The 26,138-nt window shown below is 43.7% G+C and carries 24 protein-coding genes; 5 read left to right on the forward strand and 19 right to left on the reverse strand.

The features are described 5' to 3' along the window. Positions 1 to 9: 9 nt before the first annotated feature. The 17 genes from dnaE to D6V41_RS11365 form a co-directional block, all read right to left on the reverse strand. Entirely contained in the window at positions 10 to 3,474 is a 3,465-nt protein-coding gene (dnaE, locus tag D6V41_RS11285) for a DNA polymerase III subunit alpha (protein ID WP_136251631.1), read from the reverse strand. 57 nt (positions 3,475 to 3,531) lie between these two features. Continuing rightward, on the reverse strand, positions 3,532 to 4,101 hold the full coding sequence (rnhB, locus tag D6V41_RS11290) for a ribonuclease HII (RefSeq protein ID WP_136251632.1): 570 nt from the start codon (positions 4,099 to 4,101) through the stop codon (positions 3,532 to 3,534). Further along, positions 4,095 to 5,276 carry a lipid-A-disaccharide synthase gene (gene lpxB / locus D6V41_RS11295; protein WP_136251633.1) on the reverse strand — a complete coding sequence of 394 codons (1,182 nt, stop codon included), beginning with the start codon at positions 5,274 to 5,276 and terminating at the stop codon, positions 4,095 to 4,097. Before lpxB ends, rnhB begins: the two co-directional genes overlap by 7 nt. A gap of 14 nt (positions 5,277 to 5,290) precedes the next feature. After that, positions 5,291 to 6,061 carry an acyl-ACP--UDP-N-acetylglucosamine O-acyltransferase gene (gene lpxA, locus D6V41_RS11300; RefSeq protein WP_136251634.1) on the reverse strand — a complete coding sequence of 257 codons (771 nt, stop codon included), beginning with the start codon at positions 6,059 to 6,061 and terminating at the stop codon, positions 5,291 to 5,293. Between the two features lies 1 nt (position 6,062). Continuing rightward, a complete protein-coding gene (gene fabZ / locus D6V41_RS11305; protein ID WP_136251635.1) occupies positions 6,063 to 6,509 on the reverse strand; it encodes a 3-hydroxyacyl-ACP dehydratase FabZ in 447 nt (148 codons plus the stop codon). A gap of 120 nt (positions 6,510 to 6,629) precedes the next feature. Continuing rightward, a complete protein-coding gene (locus D6V41_RS11310) occupies positions 6,630 to 7,145 on the reverse strand; it encodes an OmpH/Skp family outer membrane protein (RefSeq protein ID WP_136251636.1) in 516 nt (171 codons plus the stop codon). A 62-nt stretch (positions 7,146 to 7,207) separates the two neighbouring features. Continuing rightward, entirely contained in the window at positions 7,208 to 9,682 is a 2,475-nt protein-coding gene (gene bamA, locus D6V41_RS11315) for an outer membrane protein assembly factor BamA (protein WP_136251637.1), read from the reverse strand. A gap of 44 nt (positions 9,683 to 9,726) precedes the next feature. Beyond that, positions 9,727 to 11,115 (reverse strand): RIP metalloprotease RseP, encoded by a 1,389-nt coding sequence (rseP, locus tag D6V41_RS11320; protein WP_136251638.1) that lies wholly within the window; start codon positions 11,113 to 11,115, stop codon positions 9,727 to 9,729. Next, positions 11,112 to 12,317 carry a 1-deoxy-D-xylulose-5-phosphate reductoisomerase gene (gene ispC / locus D6V41_RS11325; RefSeq protein WP_136251639.1) on the reverse strand — a complete coding sequence of 402 codons (1,206 nt, stop codon included), beginning with the start codon at positions 12,315 to 12,317 and terminating at the stop codon, positions 11,112 to 11,114. Before ispC ends, rseP begins: the two co-directional genes overlap by 4 nt. A gap of 37 nt (positions 12,318 to 12,354) precedes the next feature. Further along, entirely contained in the window at positions 12,355 to 13,218 is an 864-nt protein-coding gene (locus D6V41_RS11330; protein WP_136251640.1) for a phosphatidate cytidylyltransferase, read from the reverse strand. After that, positions 13,212 to 13,946 carry a polyprenyl diphosphate synthase gene (uppS, locus tag D6V41_RS11335; protein ID WP_241664525.1) on the reverse strand — a complete coding sequence of 245 codons (735 nt, stop codon included), beginning with the start codon at positions 13,944 to 13,946 and terminating at the stop codon, positions 13,212 to 13,214. Before uppS ends, D6V41_RS11330 begins: the two co-directional genes overlap by 7 nt. Before the next feature lie 58 nt (positions 13,947 to 14,004). Continuing rightward, positions 14,005 to 14,562, reverse strand: a complete 558-nt coding sequence (frr, locus tag D6V41_RS11340; RefSeq protein WP_136251642.1) for a ribosome recycling factor — start codon at positions 14,560 to 14,562, stop codon at positions 14,005 to 14,007. Between the two features lie 9 nt (positions 14,563 to 14,571). After that, on the reverse strand, positions 14,572 to 15,315 hold the full coding sequence (gene pyrH, locus D6V41_RS11345; protein WP_136251643.1) for a UMP kinase: 744 nt from the start codon (positions 15,313 to 15,315) through the stop codon (positions 14,572 to 14,574). A 446-nt stretch (positions 15,316 to 15,761) separates the two neighbouring features. Beyond that, complete coding sequence (gene tsf, locus D6V41_RS11350; protein WP_136251644.1) at positions 15,762 to 16,634, reverse strand: translation elongation factor Ts; 873 nt, start codon at positions 16,632 to 16,634, stop codon at positions 15,762 to 15,764. 97 nt (positions 16,635 to 16,731) lie between these two features. Further along, a complete protein-coding gene (rpsB, locus tag D6V41_RS11355; RefSeq protein ID WP_136251645.1) occupies positions 16,732 to 17,463 on the reverse strand; it encodes a 30S ribosomal protein S2 in 732 nt (243 codons plus the stop codon). Between the two features lie 410 nt (positions 17,464 to 17,873). After that, positions 17,874 to 18,218, reverse strand: a complete 345-nt coding sequence (locus D6V41_RS11360) for a type II toxin-antitoxin system RelE/ParE family toxin (RefSeq protein WP_136251646.1) — start codon at positions 18,216 to 18,218, stop codon at positions 17,874 to 17,876. 112 nt (positions 18,219 to 18,330) lie between these two features. Further along, entirely contained in the window at positions 18,331 to 18,603 is a 273-nt protein-coding gene (locus tag D6V41_RS11365) for a ribbon-helix-helix protein, CopG family (protein WP_136251647.1), read from the reverse strand. A 184-nt stretch (positions 18,604 to 18,787) separates the two neighbouring features. Here D6V41_RS11365 and map point away from each other — a divergent pair, with 184 nt between their 5' ends. From map to D6V41_RS11385, 4 genes are all read left to right on the forward strand, one after another. Further along, positions 18,788 to 19,579: a type I methionyl aminopeptidase gene (gene map / locus D6V41_RS11370; protein WP_136251648.1), complete on the forward strand. Its 792-nt coding sequence runs from the start codon at positions 18,788 to 18,790 to the stop codon at positions 19,577 to 19,579. A 71-nt stretch (positions 19,580 to 19,650) separates the two neighbouring features. Then, positions 19,651 to 22,284 (forward strand): [protein-PII] uridylyltransferase, encoded by a 2,634-nt coding sequence (gene glnD, locus D6V41_RS11375; protein WP_136251649.1) that lies wholly within the window; start codon positions 19,651 to 19,653, stop codon positions 22,282 to 22,284. After that, complete coding sequence (dapD, locus tag D6V41_RS11380; protein ID WP_136251650.1) at positions 22,281 to 23,114, forward strand: 2,3,4,5-tetrahydropyridine-2,6-dicarboxylate N-succinyltransferase; 834 nt, start codon at positions 22,281 to 22,283, stop codon at positions 23,112 to 23,114. Before glnD ends, dapD begins: the two co-directional genes overlap by 4 nt. Before the next feature lie 50 nt (positions 23,115 to 23,164). Then, complete coding sequence (locus D6V41_RS11385; protein ID WP_136251651.1) at positions 23,165 to 23,629, forward strand: acyl-CoA thioesterase; 465 nt, start codon at positions 23,165 to 23,167, stop codon at positions 23,627 to 23,629. A gap of 7 nt (positions 23,630 to 23,636) precedes the next feature. Here the strand turns inward: D6V41_RS11385 and D6V41_RS11390 are convergent, their stop codons facing one another. Both D6V41_RS11390 and D6V41_RS11395 read right to left on the reverse strand, forming a co-directional pair. Continuing rightward, the gene (locus D6V41_RS11390) at positions 23,637 to 24,089 is read right to left on the reverse strand and encodes a flavodoxin (RefSeq protein ID WP_136251652.1); all 453 of its coding nucleotides are present in this window, start codon (positions 24,087 to 24,089) and stop codon (positions 23,637 to 23,639) included. A 96-nt stretch (positions 24,090 to 24,185) separates the two neighbouring features. Beyond that, positions 24,186 to 24,968, reverse strand: a complete 783-nt coding sequence (locus D6V41_RS11395; RefSeq protein WP_136251653.1) for a pseudouridine synthase — start codon at positions 24,966 to 24,968, stop codon at positions 24,186 to 24,188. A 72-nt stretch (positions 24,969 to 25,040) separates the two neighbouring features. Between D6V41_RS11395 and D6V41_RS11400 the strand changes: the two genes are divergently transcribed. Further along, positions 25,041 to 26,135, forward strand: a complete 1,095-nt coding sequence (locus D6V41_RS11400) for a DUF3549 family protein (protein WP_136251654.1) — start codon at positions 25,041 to 25,043, stop codon at positions 26,133 to 26,135. The last annotated feature ends 3 nt before the right edge of the window (positions 26,136 to 26,138 follow it).

The raw sequence follows: 26,138 nt of genomic DNA on the forward strand, positions 1-26,138 counted from the left end.
GTTATCGCGTTAATTAAACATCAGGCTAACATTTTCTTCGCCAAGCTCATGCGACAAACTGCTTAATAGTTCATCGTCAGGTGCTACGAACCAAGTGGCACCTGTTTCTAGCGTGGCTTGAGCATCTGGATGCTCAACGAGTATATGTAGCGGACAACTGCCGCCTCTGAAAGGCTGTAGTATATCCTGAATTTTTGCCACTGACGACACTGTGCATGCTTGCGACTGTAAACGCAAGGCCAAGTGCTTCGCATATTTAGTGCGCGCCTGCATCAATGTCATAACTTCAACGGCGTTCATTGTATTGCCACCGCTGTATTCATCAAAGCTGACCTGTCCTTTTATCCACAGCAAATTGTCCGCAGTCAGTATATCTTCATAACGCTCGTAAATCTCAGGATACAGGCGAATATCCATTCGAGCCGATTTATCATCAAGTGTGACAAGCGCCCAGCGCTTGCCTTTTTTGTTGGTCATAACGCGCACGCCCAACACCAAACCTAAGGTAGAAACATAATTATCCTTTCCAGTAGGTTTAAGGTCGACCAAGCGCGAGTCAGTATATTGCTTAATTTCATTCACATACTGATTTATCGGGTGTCCCGTTAAATATAGACCAAGGGTTTCTTTTTCTCCATCAAGCCATACTTTTTCAGACCAGCGAGGCACTTGCTTGAAGGCATGGTCACTTGAGGCATCAGCCGGTAAATCCATCCCAAATAAATCGCCCTGGCCTGCTGCGGCGGCTTTTGCCGTTTGAAGAGCGGTATCTAAAGCATCTTTAAGTGTGGCCATGAGAGCGGCTCGATGCGGACCTAAATTATCCATTGCACCTGAGAGCACTAATTTTTCGAGTACTCGTTTATTAATTTTCTTCAAATCGACTTTTTCACAAAAATCAAATAGGTCGGTAAATTTCCCCAGATTTTCACGGGCATGAATAATCGCTTCAACTGGCGCCTCACCTACTCCCTTAATTGCCCCGATGCCATACACTATCTGGCCTTGCTTGTTGACGGTAAACTTGTATTGCCCTGTGTTCAAGTCTGGCGGAAGGATTTCAAGGCCCATGCGATTACATTCATCTACCAAAGTCACAATTTTATCGGTATTGTCCATGTCCGCAGACAACACGGCCGCCATAAACTCAGCAGGATAATGCACTTTAAGCCAAAGTGTTTGATAGGAGACCAAAGCATAAGCTGCAGAATGCGATTTATTAAAACCGTAGCCGGCGAACTTTTCCACCAGGTCGAATATCTTCATCGCAAGTTCTGGATCGATATTATTTTCTTTAGCCCCTTGCTGGAAAATCGCGCGCTGTTTTTCCATTTCTTCGGGCTTTTTCTTGCCCATTGCGCGGCGTAAAAGGTCAGCGCCACCAAGTGAATACCCAGACATGACCTGAGCGATTTGCATTACCTGTTCCTGGTACAAAATGATACCGTAGGTGGGCTCAAGAATTTCTTCCAGGCACTCGTGTTGATAGGTGGCATCGGGATACGATATCGCTTCACGCCCGTGTTTTCTATCGATAAAGTTATCAACCATGCCTGATTGCAAAGGACCGGGTCTAAATAAAGCAACCAGTGCGATAATATCTTCAAAGCAGTCTGGTTGAAGCCGTTTAATCAAATCCTTCATGCCGCGGGATTCAAGCTGGAATACTGCAGTGGTTTCAGCTTTCTGCAAAGATTTAAAAGACGCTTTATCTTCTAACGGGATTTGCGTGATGTCGACATGCTCGCCACGCACCTCTTTTATCATATCAATCGCCCATTGAATGATAGTTAAGGTTCGAAGCCCCAAGAAGTCAAATTTGACAAGACCGGCTGTTTCTACATCGTTTTTATCAAACTGCGTCACAGGATTGCTGCCGGTATCGTCGCAATATAATGGCGCAAAATCTGTAATAGTTGTTGGTGAAATAACAACGCCACCTGCATGCTTACCGGCGTTGCGGGTAACCCCTTCTAGTATGCGAGCCATGTCGATGAGCTCTTTTACTTCTTCGTCACGCTCATATTCCTGCTGTAAGCGCGGCTCCACCTCAAAGGCCTTTTTAAGCGTCATACCCGGATCGCCAGGTATCAACTTGGAAATTCTGTCAACGAAGCCGTAGGGATGGCCTAAAACTCGACCAACATCGCGAATAACGGCTTTTGCCGCCATTGTGCCAAAGGTAATGATTTGTGATACTGCATCGCGGCCATACATCTGCGCTACATGGTCAATAACTTCGTCACGTCTGTCCATGCAAAAGTCGATATCAAAATCGGGCATGGAAACACGTTCAGGATTTAAGAATCGTTCAAATAGCAAATCAAATTCAAGCGGATCTAAATCGGTTATATCCAGCGCATAAGCCACCAGAGAGCCAGCACCCGAGCCCCTGCCCGGGCCAACCGGAATATTGTTATCCTTACTCCACTGAATAAACTCCATCACAATCAAAAAGTAGCCGGGAAACCCCATGCTATTGATAACTTCAAGCTCGATATCTAGGCGCTCATCATATTCCCCGCGTTTTTCCTGTCGCTCGTTTTCGTCGGGAAAGATAATCGCAAGACGACGCTCTAAGCCTTCTTTCGAGACTTTTACAAGAAAATCTTCAGTACTCATGTCGCCGGTAGGAAACTGTGGCAAGAAATACTTGCCCAAAGTGAGTTCTACATTGCATCGCTTGGCAATTTCCACCGAGTTTTCAAGTGCTTCAGGTATGTCCTCAAAAAGCTCGCACATTTGTTCAGCAGAACGCAGGTATTGATCTTCTGTGTATTTCTTTGGCCTGCGATTATCATCAAGCGTAAAGCCATCGGCAATACAAACTCGTACTTCATGTGGTTCGTAATCTTCTTGTCTTAAAAAGCGTACTTTGTTAGTTGCCACAACTGGCAGTGCCAATTTGCCTGAAAGCTCTACGGCATTTTGAATGTAGGTGTTTTCATTCGGATGACCAACACGATTTAATTCAACATAAAAGCGGTCTTTAAAATGCGTATGATAAAACTGCGCAATTTCTTCACCCAAGGAAAGTTTGTTTTGCGACAGCGCAATGCCTAAATCACCCTGTAAACCGCCAGAAAGAAGAATAACGCCTTTTGAGAATTTCTGTAACCAGGACTGTCTTACCACAACCTGATGTTGAACATGCCCTTGCAAATACGCCTTTGAAATAAGATTAGTGATGTTTTTGTAACCATCTATGTCTTGCGCAAGCAGAGTGACTTGAAGGATTTCTTCTTCAATAAAATCACTTAGAATATTAACGTCGCAGCCTATAATCGGCTTGATGCCTTTCGCATAGGCAGAGGAATAAAATTTAACCAAACCGCATAGGTTCATCTGATCGCTAATTGCGATAGCGGGCATATCTAGCTGAGCGACAGTATCTAAAATAGGATTGACTTTGTTGAGCCCATCTACCATCGAATAATCGCTGTGTACATTCAAATGCACAAACTTATGCGTCACTACTACCTCTCTTGTTCACTCACTTCGGCTTTGTTAACCAGGGCCTTTTATCGAGCCTTAGTTTATCAGGCCGAGCGCTTTTTTCACGGGTTTAAAACTTTTTCGATGACAATCCAAAGCACCATATGTGGCGAGTGCTTCAAAATGCGCGGCGGTAGGATAGCCTTTATGCTTATCAAATGCATATTGCGGATAACGTGCATGCAAATCTAGCATATCCTTATCTCGCGCGACCTTGGCAATAATAGATGCCGCTGCAATTTGAGGATAAAGGTCATCCCCTTTGATTATCGCCTGGCTTTTATAAGACCAATCCGGACAGCGATTTCCATCTACAATGACTTCATCTGGTTGTATATGCAGTGCCTGGACCGCTCTTGTCATCGCAAGCATGGTCGCTTGCAGAATGTTTAAGCTGTCTATTTCTTCAACACAAGCGCGGCCAATTGCCCATGAAATCGCGTATTGCTGTATTTGCTCATTAAAGTATTCACGCTTTTGTGCGCTCAGTTTTTTTGAGTCACGCAAGCCTTCGATGGGTCGCTTCGGATTGAGTATCACCGCCGCGGTGACAACATCTCCCACCAAAGGTCCCCTACCAACTTCATCTACACCGGCAATTAGCACTTGGTATCCTCGATTAAGGCTAAAACCGCATCGGCGGCTTTTTCATTAGCATGTTGACGCAAGCGTAGATGCTGCTCAAAGTAGGCTTGACTGAGTTTATTTTGATCGCGCTCGATTTGCTCAAGCAAATGCGCACACATATTCGCCGGGTTTACCTCCTCCTGCAAGAGTTCAGGAACCAAAGCTTCTTCGGCGAGAATATTAGGTAATGAAAAATAATCCGGTTTATAAAGATACTGCATGATTTTGTAGGTTAAGCCAGACATTCTATAGGCAACTACCATCGGTCTCTTGCAAAGCATAGCTTCAAGAGAGGCCGTACCGGAAGTCAGCAATACCGCATCAGATGCAATCATCACATCTCTGGCAGGCGCATCGGTAACGTGAACATCGAGTCTTGAGTGCTGAGCTTTAAGTAAATCAAGTATTTGCTGATGCCTGGCTTTATTGGCTGCAGGTATAAATACTTTCAAGGCCTTGAAATGGGCAGAATAAAGTTTCGCTGTTTCCAAAAACACCGGAAGCATACTTTCAATTTCCCGAGCTCTTGAACCCGGTAATATTGCCAGTACATGAGTGTCAGCTTCAACATGAAAAGCCTTTGACTGAGTATAACGGGCGAGCGTACTTCGAGCGCCTTGTCGGTCAACGTAGAGCGGTATTTCATCGGCAAGCGTATGCCCAACGTAGGTATATGGCACTTTGTACTTTTCGTAAATACTTTGTTCGAAAGGAAAAATACCCAAAACCAGGTTGGTCGCTTTTGCGATTTTATGAATACGGCTCTCGCGCCATGCCCAAATTGTAGGACTTACATAGTGCACCGTTTTAACGCCATTCTCTTTAAGTGCGCTTGCGATCCGTAAATTAAAATCAGGTGCATCTACGCCTATAAACACATCGGGCGGATTTTGTATAAAGTGTTCAATAACTTGTTTTCGAATAGACAAAAGACGCGGCAGGTGCTTGAGCACTTCAACCAGTCCCATAACCGACAATTCATTCATATCAACTATGGAATGAAGTCCTTGAGCAATGAGGTATTTTCCCCCTATCCCGCTGACTTCACAATCAGGATGCTTTACCTTTAATGCTTTAAGTAAGCCGGCACCTAGCACATCGCCAGAGGCTTCTCCTGCAATTATACCGATTTTTAAGGGGGCGTTTTTACTCATAAGAGAGCCTGGCTTTAGCGCGCTATCCCTCTAGTGGCATTTTTTAAAAACTCAGCTAGTATTCCAATTTCACTGGCATCTTTGGCCTGAGTTTCAATTTGTACCGTGGCCTCTTCAAAACTGTTCCCGTTTCGATAAAGCGTTTTGTAGGCACGCTTGATGTTACTAATTTGCTGCGCAGTATATCCTCTGCGTTTTAAACCTTCCGCGTTAATGCCCTGTGGAATATGTTTAATTCCGCTAAACATCACATAAGGTGGAATATCTTTAAGTACCACAGCCCCGCCACCGGTAAAGGCATGCGAACCAATATGGCAAAACTGATGAACTGCAGTCATACCGCCTAAAATGACAAAATCGCCAATGTGAACATGGCCCGCAATTGTGGCATTATTGGCAAAAATGTTGTCATCCCCCACGATACAATCGTGAGCCAGGTGAGTGTTCACCATAAGCAGATTGCGAGAGCCAATTTTAGTGATGCTATTGTCTTGTGTGGTGCCTCTATGAATAGTGCATGACTCACGAAATACGTTGTTATCCCCAATCTCCAGGTAGGTTTCTTCACCGGCGTATTTCTTATCCTGACAGTCTTCACCTATAGAACAAAATTGGAAAAAGGTATTTTTGCGACCGATTCTGGTATGCCCTTTTACCACAACGTGACTTTTTAAATCACAATCGTCGCCAATTTCAACATTATCGCCAATGAAACAAAAGGGACCAACCTTGACATTTTTGCCAAGTTTCGCAGAGTCTGAAATTACTGAAGACGGATGGATCATTTTACATATCTCTTATAGCGCACATAAACTCTGCAGCACACACTTCCTTACCATCTACTTTTGCAGAACCTGCAAATTTCCAGATACCGCGGCGTTCTTTAAGGAATTCAACATCGATATCCAGTCTGTCACCTGGAACTACGGGATGCTTGAATCTTGCCTTATCTATACCTGCATAGAGGTAGAGCTGATCATTATTTCCCATGGTTTTAAATCCGAGAATACCAGCAGCCTGAGCCATCGCCTCGGCAATTAAAACACCTGGGAATATGGGTCGCTGAGGGAAATGACCGGTAAAACAAGGCTCATTAATAGTGATATTTTTATAAGCTTTGATTGATTTACCAAGCTCATAGTCGGTAACGCGATCTATTAATAAAAATGGATATCGATGCGGTAGCAAAGACATGATTTCGTTTATTTCGATGGTATTGAGCGAATTTGCCAAGCCAATCTCCTGATGTATGTAGGCTAGTTTGTCCTTAGGACCTAAGTCGCGCTATAAGATAAGGTGATATGCAGAAAAAACAAATCAGACCAACTGTTGTTGGTCTGATTTAGAGAGGTTTTAGTTTGCCTTGCTAACCTGATCTAATACTTTCTGTGAAATATCAAACTGGTCTTTTGCAAAAGGAACCGATTGGGCATTAATGACCATATCGTAACCGTCAGCGGCGGCAATGCCATCAATTGCCTGTTTGATCAAACCAAGTAACTTATTACGCTCTTCTGCAGTTCGACGCTGCATATTTTGCTGTAAAGGCTGTCCTTTTTGCTGCATCTGCTGACCTAAAGCTTGAATTTGCTGCTGTAGTTCCTGCTTCTGCTCTTCGCTCATGGTCGCCGCTTCGCGCTGTAACTTTTCCATCAGGAAATTGCCTTCTTCGCGCATTGCCGTGACTTCCTGTATTTGCGCCTCAAACTCAGAATTAATCTTTTGTTCGATAGCTGCTACCTGCGGTAAAGACTGAAGCACTAGCTGAACATCAACAACCGCAATCTTCTGAGCTGCGCTTGCAACAACCGACATCAATGACAACCCTAATATAGCTGCAATTGACAGCGCTTTATTTAAACTTTTCAATGTAAACTCCTTTGCGTTTAGCTTTCTTTATAATTTGCACTAACTTTAAAATTATACTCTTTCTAGAAAGTGGATCCAATGTTGAAAGTAAAGAATCTGGCATCATCACCTTCTCGTTCTTTAAGTGCATTGGAAAAACTGAATACCATCGGACCCATTGGCGAAATCCACTGCACTGATATACCGGCTGAACTTCGATAGTATTTCCAGTAACCGTAGTCTGCTAGCGGATCACTTCCCGAAATCACTTGTAAGTCTTTATAGGCGTCGTAATTAAACTCAGTATCCCAAACATTACCTATATCGAAAAACAGGCTGGTTCTAACTGAATTATCAAATTCTTCTTCTAAAAACGGCGTCGGCACAATCAATTCAACACCACCAAGCAGCATCGCATTTCCACCTAAGCTTCGTTGCGATAGCGCAATCGAATCCTGGCTTGGGTCACGAATAATCGGCACACCTGTTGGAGAAGGACTTGGAAAAGCGTCTGGTATTCGGGTGACACCACGTGGTCCTACGGTATTGTTTTCAAAGCCGCGTAGCGTATCAGCGCCACCGGCGGTGAAGTTTTCCGTAAAGGGCAAGATTTGCTCAACCCCGTTAGTTTCACCATAACCGTTTCCGTACCCGAATCTAAACCGTGTTAACACCGACCAGCGTTGATTTCGCGTAAGCGGGAAGTACCACTTACCGTCACCAACCACTTTAAAATAATTCACATCTGAATTTGGCGTAGTAATACTAAAGGACGCACGCTGCGAAGAACCGGCAGTAGGGAATAAACCTCGGTTCAAAGTGTTACGGCTCCATGTGACAGACGCCAAGAAGCTATCGTAATTAATAGGCGCATCAGGATCGTTTTGATCGGCAAACTGATCGTAAAAGCGGCTGGTTTGCTCATAACGAGTGTTATCGTCACCTAGCTCTACACTTGAGTAAGTCAAACCAAAGCTAATTCTGTTGACTTCGTTTATCGGATAGCCTGCATTTGCCCCTACTGACCAACGTTTTGAATTATATTGGATAACTCCAAAGTCGCCGCCATCAAATTCGCTGTAGGCGATGCTTCCACCTAAACTTATTCCGTCAATAGTAAAATAAGGGTCAAGATACGTGATCTGCGCCTGCTTTTGGTAAGACACGGTCGATACGTTAAATCCCACTCGCTTACCCGATCCCAGGAAATTGTCTTGCTGAATACCCGCCTGAAGACTTAACTTGGTCGCATCGCCATAGCCTATCCCCGCATTAAATGAACCTGAAGGCTGTTCTTTTACGGTAAAATCAACATCGACCTTGTCATCAACGCCCGGTATACGAATTGTTTCGTATTCCACATCTTCCATATAGGTCAAACGTGAAAGTTGCGCTTTGGAACTTTCAAGAAGCGGCTCAGATAGCCAGGTGCCTTCCATTTGATTCACGTTCTGTCGCAATACGTCATCTGCGGTGATGGTGTTACCAGTAAAGTTGATACGTCGCACATAAACGCGCTTGCCCGGGTCAACAGACAAGGTCAGTTTAACGGTTTTATCCTCTTCATTGATCTCAGGAATGGTGGTTACTGTGGGGTAAGCATAGCCAAAACGACCTAAGTATTTTGAAATAAAATCTTCAGTGTAAGTCACTTCAGCCTGGTTATATAAATCGCCAGAAGAAAGCGGAATAACGGCGGCCAAAAATTCTTCATATCCAAGCAAGTCACCCACCAGTTCCACTTCAGATATGTTGTATTGTTCGCCTTCAGACACATTCATCGTGACATAAATGCCGTCTTTTTCGGGCGTCATCGAAACTTGCGTGGAGTCGATATTAAACTGTAAGTAGCCTCTGTCTTTATAGTAACTTTCAATCGTTTCCATATCGCCAGAGAGAGTTTGTTGCTGATAGCGGGTTTCTGAAAGAAAGTCCCACCAAGGCTTATCGAAGGAGAGCTCCATTTGCTTGAACAACTCATCATCTTCAAACACTTTGTTACCCACAATATTGATTTGCGCGATTTTTGCCGCATCCCCTTCTTCAAACAACAGTTTTACGTCCACACGATTGCGGGGAAGCGGGGTAATAATAGCTGTAACATCGGCATTATACTTACCAATGCTGTAGAAAAAGTCTTTTAGACCATTCTCAATAGAAGTGATGACTGTGCGATCAAGCGGTTCACCGATGCGAATATTTGAGTTATCCAAACTTTCCTGGAGTTGCTCATCTTTAATATCGTCGTTGCCTTCAAATACAATGTTACTGATGGTCGGACGTTCTTCCACCGATACCACCAGGGTATTTCCGTCACGATATATCTCTACACTTTCAAAGTGCGTTGAAGAGTATAGCGAGCGAATCAGCTGCGTCACACGAAAACGATTCATCGTGTCGCCTCGCTGCACGGGAAGATAAGTAAGAGCAGCACCAAGGGCAACACGCTGCAAACCCTCAACACGAATATCTTCTACCACAAAATCATAAGCACCTTGCGCAAATGACGACGAAGAGATGGCCAAAATGGCGGCTAATACGAGACTTTTACACTTCATTAACTATCAAAATTCCAAAATCGTGTTGTCAGACCTTATTATGATTATGTATTCCGTAGAATGTCATTGGCGATTGCTGTAGCCATCACAGCAAACAGAATAACTCCACCAATTTTAAACCCCACTTCCTGAATCGCCTCTGACACCGGCTTTCCAGTAATCCATTCGATGGTAAGATATAACAAGTGCCCCCCATCCAGTATGGGTAAAGGCAAAAGGTTAATAATACCAAGATTTACACTAATAAGCGCCAAAAAACTTAAAAATGCGACAATACCGACGCTTGCACTGACTCCCGCACCCTCTGCTATTGAAATTGGGCCACTCAAGTTATTGATTGGCACTTCACCGGTTAACAATTTCCCAAGCATCTTAAGCGTCACGCCCATTAAGCGCCAGGTTTCTTGTGTCCCGTTAGCAATGGCTGCAAACAAGCCATATTTTTCGGTAATGACATACTCTTCGGGCCAGGCTTCACGATAAGGTGAAACGCCTAAATACCCTCTCTCACTTGCTTGTGCCAACTGGGCATTCGTACTATGCAATTGTTCATCAATTGCGACAGCGCCGAACTTAACATTCAAATTCAAACGCTCTTCGCCTCGCTTAATCAAAATATCAACAGATTGGTTAGGTCGTGGCGCAATAAAATCGACTATTTGGCTCCAGGAATCTACAGAGGTTCCATCTAATTTTTCGATAATATCATCTTTTTGCAAACCGCCGCGCTCAGCGGGGCTCCCTTCTTCTACTAACCCAAGCTGTGTTGTCAGAGGGGGTGAGTAAGGTCTAAAGCCAAGTGCAGCGAAGATATCTTCTTGATCTGGATTGATTTTCCAACCATTGATGGGCAGGGATTTTGAGGCAGTGCCGCCACCATCGGTTCGCACTTTGAGAGGAATAGATTGCTCGCCGCTAAAGGTGGATAACTCGATAATCACATCTCGCCAATTGTAGGTTTCGTGCTCTCCAACTGCTAAAATCAGATCGCCGGAAGCTAAATCAGATTGTTGAGCATATCCGTTTTCTAAAATTTCGCCTATTACAGGACGCGGTGCCTGTTGGCCAATCATACCAATAATGGCTAACGCAAATACGGCAAATACGAAATTTACAAAAGGACCTGCAAAATATACGGCAAAACGTTGTGCAACAGATTTACTGTTTAATGTTGCGTTCTCAAGTTCTGGAGGAACGTCATCCACACGATCATCTAACAAACGCACGTAGCCACCAAGAGGGATCCCAGCAATAACAAATTCCATGCCTGAGGACGTCACTCGCTTGTAAAGAGGCTTACCAAAACCAATTGAAAACCGCAAAACCTTCACTTTGCACCATTTTGCTACAATGTAGTGACCCCATTCATGCACGGCAACTAAGATGCTTAGCGCAATAACAAAAAACAGAATGTTTCTTACGATTTCAATCATGCATTTATCTCTGCGATACTCTCTTTTGCATAGGCCCTACACGCTTCATCGTGAGCCAAAATGTCTTCAAGGCGCGCTAGTGTAACATTGTGAGCCCTTTCAACAACCTGTGCGTTTATTTTGTAAATGTCAGTAAACTTGAGCTTACCGGTTAAAAATGCATCCACTGCAATTTCATTTGCTGCATTTAATGCGGTGGTGGCAGCTTGGCCCAAAGCGCTTGCTTCCATTGCTAAAAATAGATTCGGAAAGCGATCTTTTTCCGGTTTTTCAAAACTGAAATCTGCCAGTGCAAAAAAATCAAGCGCATCAACGCCAGATTCAATGCGCTGTGGAAATGCCAGCGCATGCGCAATTGGCGTTCGCATATCCGGATTACCCAGTTGAGCCAAAACAGAACCATCTCTATATTGCACCATAGAGTGAATGGTACTCTGTGGATGAATGACGACTTTTATGTCTTGCTCATTCACGCCAAACAGCCACTTCGCCTCAATGAATTCCAAACCTTTATTCATCATTGAGGCAGAGTCGACGGATATCTTGCGGCCCATGTCCCAGTTAGGATGCGCACATGCCTGATCCGGTGTTACATTTTCCAATTCGTCAGGCATCATGCAGCGAAAGGGTCCACCAGAAGCCGTTAACAGAATATGAGAAATCCCGCTTTCTTGCGTTTTACCGTATTGATACTCGTAAGGTAGACACTGAAAAATTGCATTATGTTCACTATCAATGGGAATTAAAGTAGCGCCATGCTCTTCAACCGCTTTCATAAAGAGCTCACCAGACATCACCAATGACTCTTTATTCGCCAGTAGCACCTTTTTGCCCGCTTTTACAGCAGCCATCGTCGGCATTAATCCCGCAGCGCCAACAATCGCAGACATAACTGTATCAACTGCACTCTCTTTTGCTATGTCAATCAGACCTTGCTGGCCGCACAAAATTTTTGGAAAAACCGACTTTTCAGAAAAGCGGCTTGAACGTTCCTGTATTAAGGTTTTAATCGCTATCGCATCTTTTTCGGTGTGAACAACTGCATATTCAGGCTCATGCTTTATCACGATATCTGCAAGGCGAGGCAAATTCGAAAAACCAGAGACCGCATATAGTTTATAGCGCTCAGGATGGCGTGATATGACGTCAAGTGTGCTGCTACCAATTGAGCCTGTAGCGCCTAAAATTGTGATGGTTTGCATGACAACAATGATACCTTGAAAAGAAAATGTCTGGAGACTATGCCATCCAAATCATATAGCAGAATGCAAATACCGGAAAAGCGGCTGTTAAACTATCGATGCGATCCATAACACCGCCATGGCCTGGTAAAATCCTGCCGCTATCTTTAATGCCAGCACAACGTTTTACCATAGATTCATTTAAATCGCCCAAGGCCGACACGGCAACTGTAATGGCACCAATTAACACATGCACGCCAATTCGTGATGGTTCAAATTGATAATGCATCGCTGCAAAAGCGATAATGGCAAAGGAGGCCGTTATACCGCCCAGTAGACCCTCTACACTTTTACCGGGTGAAACATTTGGACGTAGTTTATGTTTACCAAATTTAACACCCACAAAAAAAGCGCCGATGTCCGCCGCCCACACAATACCGAGCACATAAAATAGCAGTGACGCGCCGTAAAAAGGGTCTACATCATAAAGACTGGTGCGAAGACTTACGATTGCAACCCAGGTGGGTATAAGCGTAAGCATCCCAAACACCGCTCGAATCGGTATACTGTCTTTCCAAAATTCGCTATACCTAGGATAGGCAATAATCATAAATAGTGAGGCTAACCACCATAGAGCGGCAAGCCACAAAATGAATACAAATAGCGGATGCAACTCGCCCTGGACCCAGATATCTTCCGGGCGAACCGCCAATATCAGCGCCGCGCACAATACGCCAATGAAGACCATAAACCAGCCTTTAAAAATGCGAGCCGTGATCCCAGACATGTTGGCCCATTCGTATGCGCCGATGCATATCACGCCAGCAACAGCGTATTTAAACCCTTCAATGGGTAAAAACAGAATGGCAAAAAGCGCCAGCGGAGCAAGAACAAGAGCCGTGATAACGCGCTGCTTTAGCATGCTTTATGCTCTACGTCTTGAGTCATAATTTGTTCCCCGGTCAAGCCGAAACGGCGCTGTCTGAGTGAAAAGTCTTCTACTGCAGCAGCAAAGGTTTGTTCACTAAAGTCAGGCCACAGCGTTTCAGTAAAATAAAATTCTGCGTATGCACATTGCCAGAGCAGGAAATTACTTACACGATGATCACCACCTGTTCGAATCAGTAAATCCAATTCAGGAAGACCATGCGTACTAATATTGGTATCCAGACTTTGTTCAGTAATCTCACTTATGTCCATTTTGCCCGCAAGCACATCGCGAGTTAAGGCCTTCGCAGCATTAACAATATCCCAGCGACCTCCGTAGTTAGCGGCAATATTTAAGGTCAGCGCCTTATTATCACGCGTAAGCAGCTCAGCGTCGCTAATTTTATGCTGCAACTTTTCGTCAAACCCACTGATATCTCCAATGACGTTTAGTCGAATATCGTTTTTGTGCAACTTTTTCACTTCACTTTTAAGCACCATGCCAAATAAATCCATTAAAACGCTGACTTCCTCTTTGGGACGTTGCCAATTTTCGCTGGAAAATGCAAAAAGCGTAAGTGACTTTATACCTTGAGAGCGAGCAAAACGCACCGACGCTCGCACGGCCTCAACGCCTGCCTTGTGGCCAAAAGTACGATGTTTATTTCGCTGCTGTGCCCAGCGACCGTTGCCGTCCATGATAATTGCAACGTGCTGAGGCACTTTGGTTTTACACTCCTTTTGAGAGTCCAAAACGATTGATTTCTTCTTTTTAAACAAACTACACTTCCATGAGTTCTTTTTCTTTGTCTGCCAGGGTATTGTCGATTTTCTTTATATAATCATTGGTTAGCGTCTGGATATTTTCTTCGGCAGCGCGAGCTTCATCTTCACTGATTTCTTTTTCTTTCAAAAGCTCTTTGATGTCACTATTTGCATCTCGACGAATATTTCGAACAGCAACGCGTCCTTGTTCTACTTCATTGCGGACAACGCGAATAAGATCTTTACGGCGTTCTTCTGTCAACGCTGGCATGGGAATTCGGATGGTCGTTCCTGCACTCATGGGATTTAAGCCAAGGTCAGACTGCATTATTGCCTTTTCCACGGCTTGAATAGCACTTTTATCAAAAACTGAAAGAGCAAGCGTACGACTATCTTCAGCAACGATATTGGCAAGTTGCTTTAAAGGCGTATCTGCCCCGTAGTAGTTAACCATAATGCTATCAAGCAAACTGGGATGTGCGCGGCCTGTGCGGATTTTACTAAGCTGGCTTTTAAGTGCTACTACGCTTTTTTCCATGCGCTCTTGCGCATCTAATTCAATTTCATCAATCATAATTATCTCTTATTCTTCTATTTTTTGTGCATGACAAATAAGTGTACCTTCATCCTCGCCTAACACAACCGCCTTTAAGCAACCCGGTGTATTCATATTGAACACTCGAATGGGCATGTTGTGGTCTCGAGCCAAAGTAAAGGCAGACAAATCCATCACTTTCAGCTCTTTTTCTAACACTTCTTGATACGTAAGCGCTTTTAGCAGCTGCGCATCTGGATTTTTCACTGGGTCAGCGCTGTACACGCCATCGACCTTGGTGGCCTTGAATACAGCATCAGCTTCAATTTCAATGCCGCGCAAACAGGCAGCTGAATCGGTTGTAAAAAATGGATTACCTGTACCCGCAGCAAAAATCACAACCTTGCCTGATTTAAGCATACTTATGGCATCTGTCCAATTATATGAGTCACAAACGCCATTTAGCGGGATAGCTGACATCAAGCGCGCATTAACGTAAGCTCTATGAAGCGCATCGCGCATGGCAAGACCATTCATGACGGTTGCGAGCATTCCCATATGATCGCCAACCACGCGGTTCATACCGGCCTTAGCCAAGCCTTCACCCCGAAATAAATTACCACCACCAATCACTAAGCCGACTTCTACACCCAACTCTACAAGTTCTTTGATCTCCTGTGCCATTCGGTCAAGCACTTTAGCATCAATACCAAAGTTTTCCTCCCCCATCAAAGCTTCACCAGAGAGCTTAAGCAAAATTCGTCGATAAGCAGGTTTAGGAGATACGCTCATAAATACTAGTGTCCTTTTATATGTTTTACAGGTAATGCTGATGTTTTAGGAGGGAGCCCAGATATTCAAAGACGCTTTGCGCCATCCATGGCCGCTCTGCCAAAACCTTCCTGGTTTTGGAAGCTTTGAATATCTGGGCTCCCTCCTAAAACATCAGCATTCTTTACATGCCGTACGACTACTACTTAGGGCAGAGAACTGGAAATGCAAAATTTCGTGATATTTGTAAGTCGGGGCATGGCTTTCCAAAGTCTCCAAAACCATGGATGGTTTTGGCGAAGCGGTCATGGATGACGAACAGCGGCTTTGGAAAGCCATGCCCCGACTTGCAAATTATAATCGCGGAATTTTGTATTTCTCTTCAAACGTCGGCATAAAAAAGCACCTCTTTTGAGGTGCTTTATAGTGTATAGGAACATCACTGAATGAAAAAGCGAGAAAACGAATTATTTCTTCGCGGCTTCCATTTGCGCGGCTACTTCCGCAGCAAAATCTTCAGTCTTTTTCTCAATACCTTCGCCTACTTCAAAACGTACAAAGTTGATAACGTCTGCGCCTTTGCTCTTAAGTAATTCACCTACGCTCATGCTAGGATCCTTAACAAACGGCTGGCCCGTTAAACTGATTTCGCCAGTGAATTTCTTCATGCGGCCAGCGACCATTTTTTCAGCAATATCAGCAGGCTTACCAGATTGCATTGCGATATCAATCTGGATTTCTTTTTCTTTCTCAACAACTTCAGCAGGCACATCTTCAGGCTTAACAAACTGCGGGCTTGACGCTGCAACGTGCATAGCCACATCCTTTGCCAAATCTTCGTCACCGCCGTTTAAGATAGCGATTACACCGATACGACCGCCGTGAACATAAGCGCCCAGGTTATCACCTTCTACATTGATGACACGACGTGGAGAGATGTTTTCACCGATTTTCGCAACAAGTGTGTCGCGTGTATCTTGAACCGTATTACCATCAACTTCCGCTGCATTCAAAGTTTCAATATCATTGATATTGTTTTGAGATGCTACATCCAATACTTTTTGACCAAAAGCTAAAAAGCCTTCATCACGAGCAACGAAGTCAGTTTCACAGTTTAGTTCAAGCATCGTGGCTTTATTGCTCTCTACTTTGGTTAAGATTACACCTTCAGCTGCAATACGACCTGCTTTCTTAGCTGCTTTTGCCTGACCAGACTTACGCATGTTTTCAATAGCTTGCTCGATGTCACCATCGGTTTCAACCAAGGCTTTTTTACAATCTAACATGCCTGCGCCTGTGCGCTCGCGTAGTTCTTTTACCAGTGCTGCAGTCACTGCCATTTTTCTGTCCTCAAAATTTAGTATATAAAAAAGAGACCTTTAAGCTTTCGCCTGGTCTCCTTAAAGTCATTTAGATAAGTTAAGCGTGATAGCTTGCTTATTCACCTTCAACTACAAACTCGTCAGCGGCAGCTGCTGCTGCTGCATCGCCATTACGACCACTTAGTACGGCATCAGCAACTGCATTAGTGTACAGTTGGATAGCGCGGATAGCATCGTCGTTTCCAGGAATAACGTAATCAACGCCATCCGGGTTTGAATTAGTATCTACCACAGCAACCACAGGAATTCCAAGGTTACGTGCTTCGGTAATAGCAATATGCTCATGATCAGCATCAATAACAAAGATCACGTCCGGTAAGCCGCCCATGTCCTTGATACCGCCAAGGCTGTTTTCAAGCTTGGCCATTTCGCGCTGAAGTAAAAGCACTTCTTTTTTGGTTAACTTGTCAAACGTACCGTCTTTTGATTGTGTTTCCAGATCTTTTAAACGGTTGATTGACTGACGAACTGTTTTCCAGTTTGTCAACATACCACCTAACCAACGCTTGTTTACGTAGTATTGACCGCACTTTTGCGCAGCTTCTTTTATCGCTTCGCCAGCGGCGCGCTTTGTACCAACAAACAATACTTTGCCTTTGCGGTTTGCAACGCCAGTTAAAAATGAAAGTGCATCATTGAAAAGAGGAACGGTTTTTTCAAGATTGATGATATGAACTTTGTTACGAGCACCAAAGATAAAAGGTGCCATTTTTGGGTTCCAGTAACGGGTTTGGTGACCAAAGTGTACGCCCGCCTGGAGCATGTCACGCATTGAAACGTTTGCCATGATTATAATCCTATTTGTAGGGGTTAGGCCTCCACATATCCCATCATTCGATCCTCGGTGTTTATTTCGACTGCACCCTATCGAAAGCAGTTACCAATTAAAAAGACACATAAATCCTTCCGTGGAGTTCGGCGCGGGCTGTCCATGCCCGCGACGCTTTTTAATTGGTAACCGCTTTCGATAGGAAGCGGCCAAAACAAACATACCTCAGACACCCCGAATTCAGTGTCGATATGTGTGTGAATTAAAGTTAATCTGCTTGAAAGGGCACAGATAGTGTAAGTGCTCAGTCAAAACAGGCGCGCTTTATACCATTACGAGCCCAATATGGCAAGAATTTATGCGCGATAATTCAACACTTACCATTCTTAAGGGTGTCTCTTTAAATATAAGTTTTGGTGCAAATGTGATCACAAACTTTCCGGGTTCGGTGGCGGAAATTGTTGTTTTTGATGCAGTATTCTCAAAACCAAAATATCTACGTTATTAACTATAGAGTGCTTAACAGAATCTTGATTTGTTTTCTGAGCCATGCTCTGAATAATATAAAAAATTGAAATATCGTAAGCTGGTATGATTAAAAAGCGTCCCGGCAATCCTGGTTTTTTGACGCCTAAATGAGGATGCTCGTTAAGTAAACTTATGTTTTTTTCAATGACCTCATCGCAACGATGAGCAACTTTTGGGTCAAATTGGTAAAGATATTTGAAGAAATATTGTCGGTCCTTAAGGGCGTCCTCTTCCCAGAAAATCATTGCATATTCCTCATAAAATGCTGTTATTAATTTTCAAAAACTAATTCCAAAAATTTAATTGTAGTATCCTTAGTACTTTAAGCCTGCTTACTTTTTGCTCACGTTTTAAAAATCAGTTTTGAAAATCAGTTTTGAACTGGGCCATTCTGGCATTGGCTTTTTCGTGACTCAGAATGCGGCTATTGCCTCTTTCATACTTCGCAAACGCTTCTTTTACCTGCATGGCATACCAGTCATTATTTTGCTCATATTCTCTTTGCTGTGACGCTAAATCCTCAATCAATTGACGACACGCGTCACTTAAACTCCTGCCTTGTCTTTGCGCCATTTTTTGTGCAAGTGACTTTAGCTCTTTATCTATTCTGAACTGTATTCTCGTTTCCATTACTTGCCGCCCTTCACCGCCGATGAACTACTGAGTGATAAATTAAAAACTGTACTCACAAACGTTATCACAAAATTCATGCCGCAAAAAGCAACACGCCCTAACAATGAGTAATATTGAAATAAATAACTTGTGATATAATCACTGTGTTTTTGCTGAAATTGATTGAAATGGGGACTAAGGCTTGAGTATTACGATTAAAACGCCTGAAGAAATTGAAAAAATGCGCATTGCTGGCAAGCTGGCGTCTGACGTATTAGTGATGATTGGTGAGCACGTAAAAAAAGGCGTGACTACCGATGAGCTAAATCAAATATGCCATGATTATATTGTTAATGAGCAAGGTGCCACTCCTGCACCATTAAATTATGGCCACCCTCCCTTTCCCAAATCTATTTGTACCTCAGTTAATCACGTGATTTGTCATGGCATTCCATCTGATAAAAAACTGAAAGATGGTGATATTGTAAATATCGACGTCACTGTTATAAAAGATGGTTATCATGGCGACACCTCTAAAATGTTTGTGGTTGGCAAGCCCAGCATATTAGCTGAACGTCTTATTCGTGTGACGCAGGAATGCCTGTATAAAGGCATTGCTTTAGTCAAGCCTGGTGTGCGACTTGGTGATATAGGGCATGCTATTCAAACGCATGCGGAATCACATCATTATTCAATTGTGCGTGAATACTGCGGACACGGTATTGGCGCGGTTTTTCATGAAGAACCTCAAGTGGTGCACTATGGCCGCCCCGGAACAGGCGAAGTGTTAAAAGCCGGCATGTGTTTTACTATCGAGCCTATGGTGAATGCCGGAAAACGCCATTCAAAAATTTTACCTGATCAATGGACGGTAGTGACTAAGGATCGCAGTTTGAGCGCGCAATGGGAGCACACTTTGTTGGTGACCGAAACAGGCGTTGAAGTGCTTACTTTAAGAGATGAAGAAAGTTTGCCGCGCTTTTTTAATAACTAGAAAGATAATAGTTAACAATATTTGGAAGTCACTGTAATCACTAAGTTTCATCATTAGGACCTCATAACTCAATGAGCATCGACATATTAATTAATCAGGTTCGAAGTATAGATAGCTTGAACAACGTCGCTGATTTTAAAGCGTGTGTGAATAGCAGTTATAAGTGGCTTGATGCTAATTTTAATAAAATCCATGTGGATGAACTTGTTGTTGCTCGCGCTAAATTTACTGATGCGCTTTTGTGCCATGCTTGGGAGTTGCTCAATCTTCGCGAGCAAAAGCACCTTACCTTATGCGCTGTGGGCGGATATGGGCGAGGTCAACTTCAGCCTTTTTCTGATATTGATTTACTGATATTAAGTCAATCGCATTTAGCCAAACAGGTACAAGACGATGTAAGCCAGTTCATCACCTTCTTATGGGATATCAAGCTGGAAATTGGTCAATCGGTTCGAAGCGTTAAAGAAACGATTGCTCAGGCAAAAGACGACATTACCATTGCGACAAACTTAGTTGAAGCGAGACGACTCTGCGGCTGTCCAAAAACCTTCAACGACCTAATGAGCAAGGTCAACACACAAAAAGTATGGTCTAGCAAAGCCTTCTTTTTGGCAAAAATGGACGAACAAAGCGAGCGCCACAAGAAATTCAACGATACCTCCTATAATCTCGAACCTAATATAAAAGAAAATCCAGGCTGTTTGCGCGACATTCAAAATATTGGTTGGGTCGCCAAAAAGCACTTTTGCGAATACGATGGAATGACCCTAATTGGTCATGGGTATTTTACCGAACTTGAACATGCTGAGCTTATCGAATGTCGTTCAAATTTATGGCAAATTCGTTTTGCCCTGCATTTAGTCGCGCAGCGTAGTGAAAATCGTCTTTTGTTTGATTATCAGCCAGACGTGGCGGAATTACTTGGATTTGGAGAAGGTAAAGAAGGCGTTGAGAAGATGATGAAACACTTGTTTCGCATCGTACGCAGAGTAAGTGAATTAAACAGCATGCTACTTCAGCGCTTTCGCCAGGATATTCTTGGGATGAGCCGAACAAAAGCAATCATAATTGATCAAGATTATTACGTAAAAGACGGATTAATCGGCCCTCGGCATGAAAATTGTTTCGATAGCCCTCTAGCTATTTTATCGTTCTTGTCGGTGATCAAAGACAATCCCGAAGTTCGAGGCTTAGACGGTGATTGTATTCGACAATTACGAAACGCTCGCAGACAGTTTCAATCTACCTATTATTGTAACTTGGAAGAATGCCGGGCAAAATTTATTGAACTGGTCTCCGACCCAGAGTTTTTTGATCTCGGTTGGGATATCATGCACCAACACGGCATACTGCAAAGCTATTTGCCAGAATGGGACAAAATAGTGGGCATGATGCAGTTCGATCTGTTTCACGCCTATACTGTTGATGAGCATACTCACCGACTCGTGAAGCACGTTAGACGCTACTACACTGAAGAGGGCGAATTTCCGCGTTGTTCCCGAATTGTCAAAAATCTGGATAGGCATCATGTGCTGTTTTTAGCGGCCATTTTCCACGACATTGCAAAAGGCCGGAATGGCGATCATTCCAAGCTCGGCGCACAGGATGTTATTGAGTTTTGTGCCAATCACCACGTTAACGAGAAAGACACCAGTCTGATAGCATGGTTAGTCGAACAACACCTTCTGATGTCGGTCGTTGCCCAACGTCGAGATATTTACGACCCGGAAGTTATCAAAGAATTTGCCACCGAAGTAAAAAGTCATGACCATCTTGATTTACTTTACGCATTAACACTGGCCGATATACGAGCGACCAACGATAATTTATGGAATGACTGGAAAGCTTCGCTGCTTAGAGAGCTTTATTTATTAACTCAACAAGCCTTAGATAATGGCTTGGAATGTCAGCGGACCTTTCAGGACCGAGTCAATGAGCATAAAGAACAAGCGTTAGAGCGACTGCAAAATCTTGGTTTTAACGCCGCTGATTTAGCCCCGTTTTGGTCGCAAATGCGCATGGATTATTTTGCTCGCTTTAAGCCCAAACAAATTGCCTGGCATACCGAAACCATAATAAAAGCGGGCAAAATCAAACAAGGTGATATCTTGGTTGCCGCCAGCAATCAAACCACTAAAGCAGGCACTGAACTGCTGATTTATTGCCACGATAGCCCTGCCCTTTTTGCGCAGATAGCATCCGTCCTTGATAGTCGCAACTGCTCCATTCACGATGCGCAAATTGTTGTGACCGATGATGGCTATGTTTTTGATAGCATGATAATCCTTGATCAAAACGCTGACCGAATTGATTCAGAAAATCGCGTGCAGAATTTAGCAAATGCGGTACGCGATCAGCTCATTAAACCAGGGCGCTCACACAGTAACCGACGAAGAATGTCACGGCAGATGAAACAACTTGATGTGCCAACAAAAGTCAGGTTTTTCTCAAGTACTGAAGACACTACATTGGTAGAGTTAGAAGCTTTAGATGCCCCAGGGCTATTGGCTCGAATTGGCCATTTGTTTGTCGACTTAAACATTACGCTTAAAATGGCAAAAATTGCCACCATTGGCGAGCGTGCAGAGGACGTATTTATTGTTTGTAATGAAGACGGAAAAGCACTCACACAAGCCCAGCAGATTTTATTAAAAAAACAACTTATTATTAAACTTGATCAACCAGAAGTGAACACAGCCATATGACTGAAATAAGTACTTTAGCAAAGACCATAGAACACGCCTTTGATACACGCGATACGTTTACAGCGGCCTCAGCAAGCGCAGAAATCAAGCAAGCCGTTAACGATGCAATCGCGCTTTTAAACTCAGGTGAGGCTCGGGTGGCCGAAAAAGTTGAGGGGCAATGGCAAGTCAATGAATGGCTTAAAAAAGCGGTGCTGTTGTTTTTTAAATTAAATGATAATCAATTAATTGAAGGCGCAGAATCAACCTTTTACGACAAAGTACCTCTTAAATTTGATGGCTACGATAACGAGCGTTTTGCTAAAGAAGGAATGCGTGTCGTTCCTCCAGCTACTGTACGTACAGGCACATTTATTGGCAGTAACGTTGTACTTATGCCCTCTTATGTGAATATCGGCGCATATGTCGATAGCGGCACGATGGTAGATACCTGGGCAACTGTTGGCTCCTGTGCACAGATTGGGAAAAACGTGCATCTATCAGGTGGCGTTGGCATAGGTGGCGTGTTAGAACCCTTGCAGGCAAGCCCCACAATCATCGAAGACAATTGCTTTATTGGTGCACGCTCTGAAATTGTCGAAGGTGTCATTGTAGAAGAAGGTGCGGTTATTTCGATGGGCGTTTATATTGGTCAATCAACGCGCATATACGATAGAGAAACGGGCGAAGTGCATTACGGTCGTGTACCGGCAGGCGCAGTGGTAGTGCCGGGAAGTTTGCCCAGCAAAGATGGTAAGTATAGTTTGTACGCTGCCATCATCGTTAAAAAAGTTGATGCCAAAACACGCGCCAAGGTTGGCATAAACGCACTATTACGAGGCGCTGAGTAAGCCTCTATAGCGATCTGGCATCCTTAGCCCTGTAAATGATGACGATGTAAATGGCCTTAACACAGCAAAACTCACTAACTTTATATTTGCGTGTTCGCTATGGTGAATGCGACGCGCAAGGCGTTGTATTCAATGCGCGATTTGCCGACTATGCTGATATTGCAGCGACCGAGTATCAACGCGCGGTGGTGGGCGATTATCAAAATCTTATCGAAGCAGGTGCTGACAATCAGGTTGTCAGTATGCAAATTGATTGGAAAACTTTCGCAAAGTTTGATGATGTGCTTGCCCTAAAGGTAAGCACATCCCATGTGGGAAAAACATCATTCGAATTTACTATTTTGTGTCAAAAGCGCGTTGAAAATGACACCTGGCTAGATGTAGCGCACATGCGCCTAAGCTACGTTATGGTCGATACGACGCACTATCAAAAAATGCCGATTATTGACGCACTGAAAGCTGGATTTAGTACTCCTTTCACAAAAACCATCAATCAATCTGGTGAAACAATCTAGGGCATGTTTAAGCCTGCGTTAAGGCTTCAATTTGTGTTTTCACCCATGGCACAACTTCTTCTTCAGGAGAAAGAGTTTCCATGGCATCAACTTCCAGCATTTCGCTGATGGCTTTGCCTTGTAATTCATTTAAAAGCTCAAAGAACTGCCTGCCACCGCCGCAATAAGATTCACCGTAAGAACTATCGCCTAGCCCCACCACCGCAAAAGGTTTGCCATCCATTAAGGGGAACGTTTCGCGCAATTCCGCATGAAAGAGCTCCAGGTTAGGAGGAATATCACCCTGACCGGTTGTTGATGTGATAACAAGAACCGATTCAGCGTCAGTGAAGTCAGATACATCAGGATCAGTAAAAACTTCACATGAGATACCTTCTGCCTCTAACATGGTTTGTACTTCTTCGGCGACATGCTGTGCATTGCCATATACCGAACCTGCGAAGATACTTACACTACCCATAACTCTTTCCTTTACACTTAAGTTGTTTAGTTTTTGCTTAGCTTTTGTTTAAGTAAATAAATAATAAAGCCACTACGTTAATAAGGCTGGTTTTGTTTAAAACAAGTTTTCGTCCGTAAAAAGCCGTATGTCAGACAAGGCATCAAATTGTTTTACACAAAATTGATCAAGCGCAAGCTGTATAGCGCCTAAATCATCATCAAGCATTGTTTCAATTTTAAGACTGGTATGTTTACCATCAGTCGGGTGCTTGAACCCTAACATTTTTGCACACAAGGCCAAACGCCTGATACCGAAATGTTCACTAATATAACGGTTTTGTTTCCCGTCGCCATGCGTGGTGTCACCAATGATGGGATGACGAATATGTGCCATATGCCGTCTTAATTGATGCTTACGACCGGTTTTTGGGCTAAGCTCCACCAAAGAAAAACGCCCTGTCTGATACTTTGATACCGGAAACGGCAATTCTAAATGCGCCAAAGGTTCAAGATATGAAATAGCCGGTTTTGACTCAGGCACCTTATCCATGTTGTCGGTCATTTTATCAAGCTTTTCAAGCAGCGGATAATCAATACACTGCGCTTCGTTCACAAAGCCCCTTACCAGCGCAACGTAGCGCTTTTCAACAAGCTGCTGTTCAAACTGCGCAGATAATTGCCTTGCGACCTCGGAACTTAAGGCCATTACTAAAAGCCCTGAGGTGGGTTTATCTAAACGATGAACCGAATACACATACTGACCAATTTGATCGCGAAGCCGCTGAACCAGAAACTCGGTTTCACGCTTATCGATTAAACTGCGATGCACGAGCAAACCGCTAGGTTTATGCACAACTATAATGTCGCTATCGCGATAAAGAACAGGAATTGGCTGCATTTGCTTATACTTCGCTAACTTAGTTGCTAGAATACCAAAATCCGCGATAGCGACCAACGAATTAAAACAGTAATGAGCGATACATCCCAGCCTAAACCGATAAGTGCGAATACGCCTGATTCATGGGGCACATTAAGCGAATTTTTGTTACAAGCAGGAACTGAATATTTTATCATCGATGTCAGCCGCACTCGTTGTCTACTCGATAACCAACGCTTTTTCGAAATAGAATTAAATAAATGCCCCTATCCGCATCCCAGGCAGGCTCACGCTTGGTTTTGTATTGTGTTTTGGAATAAACAGCTCAGTCATGACCATTACATGTGGTTTTTAAAACTGCCGATTGATGAACAAGGTTTGTTGCAACAAGCCGCGCGCGATCAGTTTTTGCACATTGTTGTTGATGCACTTGGCAAAGAACTGCAAAATGCTGCCAGCCAACAGGCGCAGCTGCCTGAAAACCCCTTTGTGTTTGCACCGAGCCAGCAATTGCTTGCAGATTGTAATGCTTTTATTTGTCAAAAATTAGGCCTGGCTAAACGCAGCGGCTTTCATCAAGCATTACGTTATTTAAAAGCGCCAAATATTCAAAAGTGGGATGAACTTACCGTTCAGGATATGTCAGATTTAGCGCTTGAAATAAATTCAAGCGAAGTGAGTGATGCATTCGTGACGCATTTATCGTCACTGCCGCATCCTGTGCTGGTGTGCCTGTGCTCCACGTTTGAAGGCGTAAGGCTCAACGACGAAGTGCAAAATAGCTTAATCAACTACTATGCAAATGCTGATAGAGCGATTGCACCTACAATAATAAGAGCCTTAGCTAGTTCACAAACAAAGAAAGTAAAGCGCTTTATAGACGCACTTATCCTTGATGACGCCGCTTTGGACACAGAATCTTTAGTCGTAATTGCTGGCCGACATTGGCAATTACTCTCCCCGGAACGAGATAATGAGGGAACAGGCTTAAATACAGATTTGTTGCTGGCGTTTTTTGGCAAGGTTGCTTCTGTTGATAAGAGCTTTGCCCTTTTCAGAGGCCTATTTGCCGATCTTGTGCAAATTCCGGAATTGCGCGTCTTTATTCTCGCTATGCTAAGAGATGAAAGCCTCAAACCTAGCCTCAAGCGCGCCGTTCAAAGTCTTTTTGATAGCCAGGGAAAATAGCAA

This window comes from Ningiella ruwaisensis (genome assembly GCF_004798935.1).
GTDB lineage: Bacteria > Pseudomonadota > Gammaproteobacteria > Enterobacterales > Alteromonadaceae > Glaciecola > Glaciecola ruwaisensis.